At 73.5% G+C, this 12,010-nt stretch carries 9 protein-coding genes and 3 tRNA genes; 8 read left to right on the forward strand and 4 right to left on the reverse strand.

Annotated features, from left to right (window positions below):
* Window positions 1–44 precede the first annotated feature (44 nt).
* The 6 genes from ACFYZA_RS25375 to ACFYZA_RS25400 all read left to right on the forward strand — a co-directional run bounded on the left by ACFYZA_RS25375 (window position 45) and on the right by ACFYZA_RS25400 (window position 9,215).
* Complete coding sequence (locus ACFYZA_RS25375) at window positions 45–896, forward strand: MetQ/NlpA family ABC transporter substrate-binding protein (RefSeq protein WP_388492919.1); 852 nt, start codon at window positions 45–47, stop codon at window positions 894–896.
* 184 nt (window positions 897–1,080) lie between these two features.
* The gene (locus ACFYZA_RS25380; protein ID WP_382599003.1) at window positions 1,081–1,737 is read left to right on the forward strand and encodes a GNAT family N-acetyltransferase; all 657 of its coding nucleotides are present in this window, start codon (window positions 1,081–1,083) and stop codon (window positions 1,735–1,737) included.
* Window positions 1,738–1,837: 100 nt separating this feature from the next.
* Window positions 1,838–3,052 (forward strand): precorrin-6y C5,15-methyltransferase (decarboxylating) subunit CbiE, encoded by a 1,215-nt coding sequence (gene cbiE, locus ACFYZA_RS25385; protein ID WP_382599001.1) that lies wholly within the window; start codon window positions 1,838–1,840, stop codon window positions 3,050–3,052.
* A 340-nt stretch (window positions 3,053–3,392) separates the two neighbouring features.
* Window positions 3,393–6,929, forward strand: coding sequence for a nicotinate-nucleotide--dimethylbenzimidazole phosphoribosyltransferase (gene cobT / locus ACFYZA_RS25390; RefSeq protein WP_388492920.1), 3,537 nt, complete (start codon window positions 3,393–3,395; stop codon window positions 6,927–6,929).
* 167 nt (window positions 6,930–7,096) lie between these two features.
* On the forward strand, window positions 7,097–8,317 hold the full coding sequence (cobA, locus tag ACFYZA_RS25395; RefSeq protein WP_388492921.1) for a uroporphyrinogen-III C-methyltransferase: 1,221 nt from the start codon (window positions 7,097–7,099) through the stop codon (window positions 8,315–8,317).
* A 79-nt stretch (window positions 8,318–8,396) separates the two neighbouring features.
* Window positions 8,397–9,215, forward strand: coding sequence for a TrmH family RNA methyltransferase (locus ACFYZA_RS25400; protein ID WP_382600872.1), 819 nt, complete (start codon window positions 8,397–8,399; stop codon window positions 9,213–9,215).
* A gap of 86 nt (window positions 9,216–9,301) precedes the next feature.
* Here the strand turns inward: ACFYZA_RS25400 and ACFYZA_RS25405 are convergent, their stop codons facing one another.
* Entirely contained in the window at window positions 9,302–10,504 is a 1,203-nt protein-coding gene (locus ACFYZA_RS25405; RefSeq protein ID WP_382600878.1) for a protein kinase, read from the reverse strand.
* 200 nt (window positions 10,505–10,704) lie between these two features.
* Between ACFYZA_RS25405 and ACFYZA_RS25410 the strand changes: the two genes are divergently transcribed.
* Window positions 10,705–10,983, forward strand: coding sequence for a hypothetical protein (locus ACFYZA_RS25410; RefSeq protein WP_382600874.1), 279 nt, complete (start codon window positions 10,705–10,707; stop codon window positions 10,981–10,983).
* Between the two features lie 241 nt (window positions 10,984–11,224).
* Window positions 11,225–11,434 (forward strand): hypothetical protein, encoded by a 210-nt coding sequence (locus ACFYZA_RS25415; RefSeq protein WP_382600876.1) that lies wholly within the window; start codon window positions 11,225–11,227, stop codon window positions 11,432–11,434.
* 270 nt (window positions 11,435–11,704) lie between these two features.
* Here the strand turns inward: ACFYZA_RS25415 and ACFYZA_RS25420 are convergent.
* From ACFYZA_RS25420 to ACFYZA_RS25430, 3 genes are all read right to left on the reverse strand, one after another.
* Window positions 11,705–11,779 (reverse strand) — tRNA-Val (locus ACFYZA_RS25420).
* 47 nt (window positions 11,780–11,826) lie between these two features.
* Window positions 11,827–11,898, reverse strand: a tRNA-Val gene (locus ACFYZA_RS25425).
* A gap of 50 nt (window positions 11,899–11,948) precedes the next feature.
* Window positions 11,949–12,009, reverse strand: a tRNA-Val gene (locus tag ACFYZA_RS25430).
* Between the last annotated feature and the right edge of the window lies 1 nt (window position 12,010).

Here is a 12,010-nt window from a genome sequence, read left to right on the forward strand (position 1 = left end):
CTTGTCCGGGCGTCCCACCGCACCACCAGAAAGAGGCACTTTTCGTGCGTAAGAACACCAAGATCACCGCTGCCGCCCTCGTCACCGGCGCGCTCGCCGTCGGCCTCACCGCCTGCGGCTCCTCCTCCGACCCGAAGCCCGCGGGCGCCAAGGCGGACGACTCCAAGGCGCTGGTCGTCGCCGCGTCCCCGACGCCGCACGCCGACATCCTCAAGTTCGTCAAGGACAACCTGGCGGCCAAGGCCGGACTCAAGCTGGAGGTGAAGGAGTTCACGGACTACGTCCTGCCCAACACCGCCACCGAGCAGGGCCAGGTCGACGCCAACTTCTTCCAGCACAAGCCCTACCTGGACGACTTCAACAAGAAGAACGGCACCCACATCGTGCCCGTCGTCAACGTGGAGCTCGAGCCGCTCGGCCTGTACTCGCACAAGGTCAAGTCGCTGAAGGACATCGCCTCCGGCCAGACGATCGCCGTCCCCAACGACACCACCAACGAGGGCCGCGCCCTCCAACTGCTCGCCGCCAACGGCCTGATCACGCTGAAGGACGGCGTCGGCTCCGGTGCCAAGCTCTCCGACATCAAGGACAGCAAGGGCTTGAAGTTCAAGGAGCTGGAGGCCGCCACGCTGCCCCGCGCCCTGAACGACGTGGACGCCGCGGTCATCAACGGCAACTACGCGATCGAAGCGAACCTGAAGCCCGCCAAGGACTCCCTCGCCCTGGAGAAGGCGGAGGGCAACCCCTACGCCAACTTCCTCGCCGTCAAGCAGGGCAACGAGAACGACCCGCGCGTCCAGAAGCTCGCCAAGCTCCTGAACTCCGACGAGGTCAAGAAGTTCATCACCGACAAGTACGCGGGCTCCGTCGTCCCCGCGTTCGGCGCCGCCAAGTAGCCCTGCCCGTACGGCAGGACGAAGGTCCCGGACACCCCGCCAGGGGTCCGGGACCTTCGCCGTACCGCGCACCCGGCCATGCGCACCGGGGGCCCGATGCTGCATGCTGTGCCTTTACGGTCCTTATAGGTTCACGGGCCACGGAGGTCGCGGGACCTCCCCGGTCCCCACGGCGGTCCACGGCATGGAGCGGCACATGACTACCCCCCTTCCGGTCTTCCCGGACATCTCCATCAGCACGGACCGCCTGGTGCTGCGCCCCTTCGAGGACATCGACAGCCCCGCGCTCATCGAGATGATGAACGACGAGCAGGTCGTCGCCTGGACCTCCGTGCCGCACCCCTACACGGCCCGCGACGCCGACGACTGGGTCCGCCACATCGCGCCCCGCGAGCGCACCGAGGGGCGAGGAATCGTTCTGGCGGTCACCGAGTTCCTCACCCAGCGCCTGGTCGGCATCGTCCACCTCCAGAACACCAACTGGCGCACCCTGGCCACCGAGGTCGGCTACGTCGTGGCGCCCTGGGCACGCGGCGAGGGCTATGCGACCGAGGCCGTGCTCGCCGCCGCCCAATGGCTGTTCGGGGACCAGCGCTTCGAGCGCCTGGAGCTGCGCACCGCCGCCGACAACACCGCGTCCCAGCAGGTCGCGCAGAAGATCGGCTGCATCAGCGAGGGGGTGCTGCGCAACGCCTGGATAGCGCGTACGCAGACGGAGGACGGCGGCTGGACGGACATCCGCACCGACCTCATCGTGTGGAGCCTGCTCCCCGAAGACCTCGACGGGGTCGCCGACCAGCTCACGGAGGCCGGGTACGCCTCCTACACCGACTGGAACTGATCCCGGGCCGACGGCCCGGGCGCCCAACCGGGGCTACCCTCACTCTGTACCCGGCACCCGTGCCGCCCCGAGCCGCGACAACACCTGGAGTCTGACGAAGATGGCCGACCGCGTCACGGTGATCGGCTGGGACGGCTCGCCCCTCACCCCCGCGGCCACCTCCGCACTCTCCGCGGCCACCCTGGTGGCCGGCGCCGCCCACCACCTCGCGCTCCCCGAAGTGCCGGCCGCCGCCGAGCGCATCCGGCTCGGCAGCGTGAGCCTGGCCGCCCGCCGCATCGCGGGACACCGCGGCAGCGCGGTGGTCCTCGCCGACGGCGACCCCGGCTTCTTCGGCGTCCTTCGCACCCTCAGGGCTCCCGAGCACGGCCTGGAGGTCGAGGTCGTGCCCGCCGTATCGGCCGTCGCCGGAGCCTTCGCCCGGGCCGGAATGCCCTGGGACGACGCCCAGATCGTCGTCGCCCACCCCCGCACCCTGCGCCGCGCGGTCAACGTCTGCCGCGCCCACGGCAAGGTCGCCGTCCTCACCTCGCCCGGCGCCGGACCCGCCGAACTCGCGCTGCTCCTCGAAGGAGTGCACCGCACCTTCGTCATCTGCGAGGAGCTCGGCAGCGACCGCGAACAGGTCACCGTCCTCACCTCCGAGAACGCCGCCGACCACGCCTGGCGCGACCCCAACGTCGTCATCGTCCTCGGCGGCGGCCCCGCGAGCGAGGGCGACGGCTGGCTCGCCGGACCGCCCCCCGGCTACCCCTCCGCGCCGCGCGGCTGGGCGCTGCCCGCCCGCGAGTACGGCGCGGGGCTCGGCCCGGGGGAGTCCGCCGACCTGCGCGCCGCCCAACTCGCCCGGCTCGGCCCGCGCGTGGGCGACCTCGTCTGGGACATCGGCTGCGGCAGCGGCGCCCTGTCCGCCGAGGCGGCCCGGTTCGGCGCCGCCGTCATCGCCGTCGACGCCGACGCCGACGCCTGCTCGCGCACCGAGTCCACCGCCCGCCGCTTCGGCGTCCAGGTCCAGGTCGTCCGAGGCCGCGCCCCGCACGTCCTGGAGTCGCTGCCCGAGCCGGACGTCGTACGGGTGGGGGGAGGCGGCGCCGCCGTCGTGGAGGCGTGCGCCGACCGCAGGCCGGAGCGCATCGTGGCGCACGCGGCCACCCGGGACGGAGCGGAGGCCGTGGGAGCGGCGCTGAGCGCCGGCGGATACGAGGTCGAGTGCGCGCTCCTCCAATCGGTCGACCTCGACACGAGCGCCTGGTCGGAGCGCGAACGCTCGGTCGTCTTCCTGCTCTCCGGACGGCGGAAAGAAAGATCCCCGTGACTCTTCCGGCGCGTCGCGGGGGGTAGGCTGGCCGATCGTTGTACCGCACCCGGCCGTTCGGCACCCAGCTCGCCAAGGGCCGGAAAGGGAGCCCGCTTTGGGACCCTTCGCGGTACGGCACATCCGGGGGACGCGCAACGTGGCGCAGCCCACACGGCCCGTGGCCGAGACTGAGCGCCGCGGCGGCGAAGGCCCGCGACAATGCATGGTGTCGTTGATGCCTGCGGGCCGTTCGCAACCGGGCGGCGCACTCGTTCCGAGCGACGGGTGACGTACGCGTCCTGCGTGTGCGGCCCCGGGCGCAGGCCGAAGGAGCACTACAGATGGGCGAGGGGTACGCATGACTGACACCGGCCAGGTCCCGGGCGAGGGACTGCCGGAGAACGCAGGCATGGTGGAACAGCCGGGCGTCCCCGCTCCCGGCGCCTACACCTTCCTCGACCCCTCCGAGAACGCGGCGGACGACGACGATCTGCTCCTGATGCCGGGCGCCCAGGGCGCCTGGATCGACCCGCAGTCCGCTCCCGCCCCCGCCATGGCCCAGGTGCCGCCCGCGCCCGGCCAGGCCGAGCCCGGCGCGCACGAGGCCGGAGGCCGTGACACGGGTTCCGTGGAGCTCGGCGGCGCCCGCGCCGCACAGCAGCCCACGGCCACCCCGCCGGCCACCCGCCGCCCCCTCCACCTCGGCCCGCAGGTGCCGGACACCTCCGCCGGGGTCGTACGCTCCCTCGCCGACCGAGGCCCGGCCGGCACCCCGGTGAACCCGATGCCGACCCGCAACCAGGGGCCGCCGACCACGGGTCCCGAGTACCTGGACATCCCGCGCGAGGAGCCCGCCGCCCAGCAGCCCGGACCGCAGCTCGGGGACCTTCCGCCGCAGCCCGGAATGGCATGGACGCCTCAGCAGCGCTCCGCGCCCCACCAGTCACTCAACACACCCATGCCCTCTGCAGAAACGGTCGTCCCGGAGGAGTTCGCGGTCCAGAGCGCGGTTCCGGCCGCCCAGCCGCAGGCTGCCGAGCAGGCCGCGCAGGCGCCCCAGCCCGTCGCGCAGTCCACCCTCCTGGTGGACCGGCTCGTCGCGCAGCAGGCCCAGCAGGCACCGGAGCCGTCGGCCCACCAGGCGCCGCAGCAGCCCGGACAGCCGCAGCCGGTCGGCCAGTTCGTTCCGGTCGAGGGCTCGGTCCCGACCGGCCCCCACCTCGCGCCCGCACCGACGCAGGCCGAGCCCGCGCAGGCCGAGCCCGCGCAGGCCGAGCCGGTGCAGGCCGAGCCCGCGCAGAGCATCCCGGAGGCACCGGGTGCGCACGACGTGCCGCAGCCGGCCGCCGAGCCCGTCGCCCCGCACTCCGCCGAGCCCGTCGCCCCGCATGCCGCCGGGCCCGTGGCTCCGCATGCCGCCGGGCCCGTCGCCCCTGCCGCCCGGCCGGAGCCGGCCGCGGCCGCCGAGCCGCTCGCGGCCGAGCCCGCGTCGGAGGCCCCTGCCGCCGCCCCGGCCGTGGCCGAGCAGGCACCCGCCGAGCCGGTCGCCGCCGAGCCGGCCGTGGCGGAGCCCGCCGTGGTGGAGCCGGTGGCCGAGCCCCTCCAGACGAACCCGGCCGTCGCCGAGCCCGTCGCCCCGGAGCCGGTCGCAGCCCAGGCCGTCCCCGCCGAGACCCCTGCGGCCGAGCCCACCCCCGCCGAGCCGGCCGTGGCAGAGCCCGTCGTCGAGGCCCAGCTCCCGCAGCAGCCCGCGCCGGCCGAGGTGCCCGAGGCGCAGCCCGTCGCCGTGCCGCAGAGCCAGGCGGCCACACACGTCTCCGTGCCCGTGCCGCACATCCCGGCCGACGAGCAGGCGCCCGCGCAGGTGACCGCCGTAGCGCCCGACGCACCGGCCGCCGAGCCCGTGCCCGTACCGCAGCAGGAGCAGCCCCGGGCCGCCGAGGCCCCGGCAGCCGAACCGGTCGCGGAGGCGTCCGAGGCGGTGGCCCCGGCAGCCGCCGCGGAGGCCCCCTCGACCGAGGCCCCCGAAGAGGCGTCCGCCGCCGAGGAGCCGCTCGAAGTCATCGCCGCTCCGCGGCCGGTCGCCGAGCCGGAGCCCGTGGCCGAGCCGGAGGCACCCGCCGCCGAGGAACTCGCCGAGGTCGTCGAGACCGCCGAGCAGGGCCCCGCCGCCCCCGGCTACGACGACGCCGAGCGCGAGGCGGTGCTGCGCGTGATGCGCGAGCGCCGCGACATCCGCAACGGCTTCCGCGGCGACCCCATCCCGCACGAGGTGCTGCTCCGCGTCCTGGAGGCGGCCCACACCGCGCCCTCCGTCGGGCACTCGCAGCCCTGGGACTTCGTGGTGATCCGGTCCGCCGAGACGCGCCGCACCATGCACGAACTCGCCCAGCGCCAGCGCGAGGCGTACGCCAAGTCGCTGCCCAAGGGCCGGGCCAAGCAGTTCAAGGAACTGAAGATCGAGGCCATCCTCGAAACGCCGGTGAACATCGTGGTCACCGCGGACCCGACCCGTGGCGGCCGGCACACCCTCGGCCGTTACACCCAGCCGCAGATGGCCCCGTACTCCTCGGCGCTCGCCGTCGAGAACCTGTGGCTCGCCGCCCGCGCCGAAGGCCTCGGCGTCGGCTGGGTCTCCTTCTTCGACGAGCGCGAGATGGTCCGCGCGCTCGGACTGCCCGAGCACCTCGAAGTGGTCGCCTACCTCTGCGTCGGCTACGTCGACGAGTTCCCCGAGGAGCCCGAGCTGATGCAGGCGGGCTGGTCCAAGCGCCGGCCGCTGTCCTGGGTCGTCCACGAGGAGACGTACGGCCGCCGCGCGCTGCCCGGCGAGGACCCGCACGACCTGCTCCAGGAGACCCTCGCGGGCATCCGCCCGCTGGACGCCAAGGCGCTCGGCGAGGCCTGGGAGCGGCAGAAGCGGATGACCAAGCCCGCGGGCGCGCTCGGCATGCTGGAGATCATCTCCGCCCAGCTGTCCGGCCTCTCGCGCAAGTGCCCGCCGCCGATCCCGGAGCCGGCCGCCGTCGCGATCTTCGCCGGTGACCACGGCGTGCACGCCCAGGGCGTCACCCCCTGGCCGCAGGAAGTCACCGGCCAGATGGTCGCCAACTTCCTCGGCGGCGGCGCGGTCTGCAACGCGTTCGCCAACCAGGTCGGCGCCGAAGTCTGCGTCATCGACGTGGGCGTGGCCTCCGAACTCCCGGCCACGCCCGGCCTGTTGCCCCGCAAGGTGCGCCCCGGCACCGGCGACATGACGACCGGCCCCGCGATGACCCGCGAGGAGGCGATCGCCGCCATCGAGGTCGGCATCGAGACCGCCCGCGACCTGGTGGCCGCCGGCAACAAGGCGCTCCTGACCGGCGAGATGGGCATCGCCAACACCACGGTGTCGGCCGCCCTGATCTCCCTCTACACGGGCGTCGACCCGGCCGAGGTCACCGGCCGGGGCACCGGCATCAACGACGAGACGCACGCCCGCAAGGTCGACGTCGTACGCCGCGCCCTCGAACTGCACCAGCCGGACCCGGCCGACCCCATCGGCGTGCTCGCCGCGGTCGGCGGCCTGGAACACGCGGCCCTGGTCGGCTTCCTGCTCGGCGGCGCCTCGCTGCGCACGCCGGTGATCCTGGACGGCGTCAGCACGGGAGCGGCCGCCCTGGTCGCCCGCGCGATCGCCCCCGAGGTGCTCTCCGCGTGCATCGCGGGACACCGCAGCGCCGAGCCCGGCCATGTGGCCGCCCTCAACAAGCTGGGCCTGCGCCCCCTGGTCGACCTGGACCTCCGCCTCGGCGAGGGCACCGGCGCGCTGCTCGCCCTCCCGGTGGTGCAGAGCGCGGCCCGCGCGATGCACGAGGTCGCCACGTTCGACTCGGCGGGCGTCACCGAGAAGTAGCCCGTACGCACGAGTGGGGGCCGGGGTCGCTGACCCCGGCCCCCACTCGTGCCGCGACACCCGCCCGCCCCTTAGGCTGTCGGCGGGACCGCGTACCCCCTCCCACCAGCCGCTTCATCGCAGCAGCGGCTCACCGCACGCCACTCCGCCCGAGGAGCACCGCCGCCATGGTCGAACACCCCGCGTACCCCGTAGGCCTCCGCCTCACCGGCCGCCGCGTCGTCGTCGTCGGCGGCGGCCAGGTCGCCCAGCGCCGGCTGCCCGCGCTCATCGCCGCCGGGGCCGACATCACCCTGGTCTCCCCGAGCGCCACCCCTTCCGTGGAGGCGATGGCGGACGCGGGCGAGATCCGCTGGGAGCGGCGCCGGTTCCAGGACGGTGACCTCACGGACGCCTGGTACGCGCTGGTCGCCACCGCCGACACCGAGGCCAACGAGCGCATCTCCGCCGAGGCCGAGCGCTCCCGCGTCTGGTGCGTACGCGCCGACGACGCGACCGCCGCCACCGCCTGGACCCCGGCCACCGGCCGCTCCGAGGGCGTCACCGTCGCCGTCCTCACCACCGACACCCCGGACCCCCGCCGCTCGGCCGCGATCCGCGACGCGATCGTCGAGGGCCTGCGCGACGGCACCCTCGTCGCCCCGCAGCAGCGCACCCGGACCCCCGGCGTCGCCCTGGTCGGCGGCGGCCCCGGCGACCCGGACCTGATCACCGTGCGCGGCCGCAGGCTGCTCGCCGAGGCGGACGTGGTCATCGCCGACCGGCTCGGCCCGCGCGACCTCCTCGACGAACTCCCGCCGCACGTCGAGGTCATCGACGCCGCGAAGATCCCGTACGGCCGCTTCATGGCCCAGGAGGCCATCAACAACGCGCTGATCGAGCACGCCAAGGCGGGCAAGGCGGTGGTACGGCTCAAGGGCGGTGACCCGTACGTCTTCGGGCGGGGCATGGAGGAACTCCAGGCGCTCGCCGACGAGGGCATCACCTGCACGGTGGTGCCCGGCATCTCCAGCTCCATCTCGGTGCCCGGGGCGGCCGGCATCCCGGTCACGCACCGGGGCGTGGCCCATGAGTTCACCGTGGTCAGCGGGCATGTGGCGCCGGACGACCCGCGCTCGCTCGTCGACTGGAAGTCGCTGGCCCAGCTGCGCGGCACGCTCGTGATCCTGATGGGCGTCGACAAGATCGGCGCGATCGCCGAGGCCCTCGTCACGCACGGCAAGGACCCCGCGACCCCCGTCGCGCTCGTCCAGGAAGGCACCACCGCCGCGCAGCGCCGGGTGGATGCCACCCTGGGAAGCGTCGGCGAGGTCGCCCGCGCCGAGGAAGTGAAGCCCCCGGCCGTCATCGTCATCGGCGACGTCGTCGCCGTGAACGCCCGCCCCTGACCAGCCCGCCCACGACCACCGGCGACGGATCCGATCCCCAGCCGTTGGCACCTCACCCAGGACAAGGCAGTATCACCCTGTGGCCGATCTCATCACCGTCGAGGACCCCGACGACCCCCGTCTGCGCGACTACACGGGCCTGACCGACGTGGAACTGCGGCGCCGCCGCGAGCCCGCCGAAGGCCTCTTCATCGCCGAGGGCGAGAAGGTCATCAGACGGGCCAAGGACGCCGGTTACGAGATGCGCTCGATGCTGCTCTCGGCCAAGTGGGTCGACGTCATGCGGGACGTCATCGACGAACTCCCGGCACCCGTGTACGCGGTCAGCCCGGACCTCGCCGAACGCGTCACGGGCTACCACGTGCACCGGGGCGCCCTCGCCTCGATGCAGCGCAAGCCCCTCCCGGCCGCCGACGAACTCCTCACCACGGCCCGCCGGGTGGTGGTCATGGAGGCGGTCAACGACCACACCAACATCGGCGCGATCTTCCGCAGCGCCGCCGCCCTCGGCATGGACGCGGTCCTGCTCTCGCCGGACTGCGCCGACCCGCTCTACCGGCGCTCGGTGAAGGTGTCGATGGGCGCGGTCTTCTCCGTCCCGTACGCCCGCCTGGAATCCTGGCCCAAGGGCCTGGAGACGGTCCGCGCGGCCGGCTACCGCCTGCTCGCCCTGACCCCCGACGAGAAGGCCTCGAGCATCGAGGAGGCCGCCCCGCACAAGCTGGACAAGGTCGCCCTGATGCTGGGCGCCGAAGGCGACGGCCTCTCCACCCAGGCCCTGGTGGCGGCCGACGAGTGGGTCCGCATCCCGATGGCCCACGGAGTCGACTCCCTGAACGTGGGAGCGGCGGCGGCAGTGGCCTTCTACGCAGTGGCAACGGGCCGCCCGACAACGTAACGCCCAACCCGCCGGGGGCGCGGGGAACCGCGCGCCCGGCCACGGGCCGGCCCGCACCCCGAAAGACAAGCCCCCAGCCAGAGCCCTCAGAACTGCTTGACCGCCGCGATCCCCAGCAGAACGATCAACGTAACCAGCACGAAGACGGTGAGCCGCTGCCGCAGCAGCCGGGGGTTGGCGGGCCGCAGCCCACCGCCCGAGGTGCGCGTACCGGGCCGCGTGCCCGGCCGCCCCCCGGTACGGGAGGCACTGCGCGGCCCGCCGGGACGAGAGCCACCCGTACGCGGAGCCGAGCCCGACCCCGAGCCCGTACGCGCCCCGGACCGGGGCCCGGCGGAGGACCCCGTGCCACGCCCCGCCTCGGTGTAGCGCTGGGTGCGCTCGTCGAGCCGCCCCGTGGGCCGCTCGGTCTCGACCCGCTCCCGCTGGGCCGGAGGCCGTACGTCCGGGCCTCCGTGCAGGCCCCCCTGAGCCTCCCGCGCCGCGATCTCCTTGAGCCGCATCGACAGCTGGAGCGTGCTGGGCCGCTCCTCGGGGTCCTTGGCCAGGCACGCCCGCACCAGCGGCGCGAGCGCGTCGGGCACCCCGCGCAGCTGCGCCTCCTCGTGCACCACGCGGTAGAGCATCACCTCGGAACTGCCGTGCCCGAAGGGCGAGTCGCCCATCGCGGCGTACGCGAGGGTCGCGCCGAGCGAGAACACATCGGTGGCCGGGGTGACCGCGGCGCCGCGCACCTGCTCGGGAGCGAGGAAGCCGGGGGAGCCCACCGCCGTGCCGACGTGGGTCAGCGTCGAGGCGCCGGTGGCCCACGCGATGCCGAAGTCGATGATCCTGGGGCCCTTGGGGGACAGCAGGATGTTGGACGGCTTGAGGTCGCGGTGGACGACACCGGCCTCGTGCACCGCCACGAGCCCCTCGGACAGCGCGGCCCCGATCGCCGCGGCCTCGGCGGCCGTCAGCGGCCCCTCCTCGGCGACCTTGTCGTGCAGCGAGGGCCCGGGTACGTACTGGGTGGCGAACCAGGGCCGCTCGGCCTCGAGGTCGGCGGCGACGAGCCGGGCCGTGCAGCCGCCCCGGATCCGCCGCGCGGCCGAGACCTCACGGGCGAACCGGGACCGGAATTCCTGGTCCTCGGCGAGGTCGGGCCGGATCACCTTCAGCGCCACCCGCTGCCCGCGCCGGTCCGAACCGAGGTACACGACCCCCATGCCGCCCGCGCCGAGACGCCGGTGGAGCCTGAACGAGCCGACGACACGCGGGTCCTCGCGCCGGAGCCGCATCATCGCCATTTTCATCCCCGCTGCCAGTCCTGTTGACGTGGCACAGCTTACGTACCCGTCGCCCGGTGTGCTCATAGGCCGCGCCCTCGCGGCCCGGACGATTGTCAGTGCCCGGTGGGAAACTTGAGGGGTGGTCAGCAGCCCGCGGATCCATGGCCGCTGACCCGTGCGAGATCTCAACGGTCCGTCGCAGAAGGGGGTTTGGATCTATGAAGGGTGACCGCGTGGAGATAGTGGTGGACGCGGGAGACACGACCCGGACGTACGAAGTGGTGGCAAGCCGGGCGGGGCGCAGGGTGGAAACCGCGGTCCGTCGGGGGGTGGTGGAAGTGAGCGAAGTCACCCGCAGCGGCACGGTCGTGCGCACCGCGCGCTTCATGGCCACCCGGGTGCTCGCCCTGGTCGAGCAGCCCGTCCCGAGGGAGGACGCGGGGGAGGCGGAGACCCGTGCTCAGGGCCGACCCCTCCGGGAAGACCCCAAGGCGTAGGGGTCCGTCTCCACCCTGGGGAGTACTCCCGGGGGTGACGGCTCATCCCCTGGGAGGCCAGCAGATCGGTACGAGGGCATGACGTCCGCCGCCCCGTGGATCCCTACTGTTGAAGACAAGCGGCGGGTGGTGCACTCGTCCCCCGAGGTCAGACACCCGCCGCTGTGAACAGGCACCTGCGGGCGGACATCCGCACGCAGACATCTGCACCACCAGGCCAGTGAACGAACAGGAGAGGACCATGGCGGACACCGCTGCGCGGACGATCATCCGCACGCAGGGACGCAGGGCGTTCGGCGCCGCGTTCGGCGCCCGCCGGTCCGGCCCGCGCCACCCCTTGGTGGCGACGGCCATGGTCCTTCCCCTGGCGGCCCTGCTCGTAGTCGTCTTCGGCGGCTGGGACGCGGTGGTCACACAAGCGTCGTCCGTGGGCGTGATGCTGGGGCGCTGAGCGGCGCTCCGGACCCGGTAGAGCGGACCGGGTCGGGGACATCGAGCCCTTTCAACCCCGTGGGGACGGGGGTGCGGCGGACGGCTGTAAAAGGCGGTGCCCGATCGGCTGGGGAGCCGATCGGGCACCGCCTTTTGCGCGTACGGAAGGCCGGCCCAGGGCTTCAACCGGGCGTCCCGGCAAGGGCGTTGACCCCGTGCGCCGATCACGGACGCCGGTCTCGGACGAACGACGGAACCCCCGGCCTTGGAGAAGGCCGGGGGTTCCGGGTGGTGCGCGATACTGGGATTGAACCAGTGACCTCTTCCGTGTCAGGGAAGCGCTCTCCCGCTGAGCTAATCGCGCGGGACGGTCCCTAACCTTACCGGGGCCGGTTACTTCGTGTTACTGCGTGCGCGATACTGGGATTGAACCAGTGACCTCTTCCGTGTCAGGGAAGCGCTCTCCCGCTGAGCTAATCGCGCGGGACGGTCCCCAATCTTACCGGGGCCGGTTACTTCGTGTTACTGCGTGCGCGATACTGGGATTGAACCAGTGACCTCTTCCGTGTCAGGGAAGCGCTCTCCCGCTGAGCTA

Origin of the sequence: Streptomyces sp. NPDC001828 (assembly GCF_042892175.1) — a bacterium.
GTDB lineage: Bacteria > Actinomycetota > Actinomycetes > Streptomycetales > Streptomycetaceae > Streptomyces.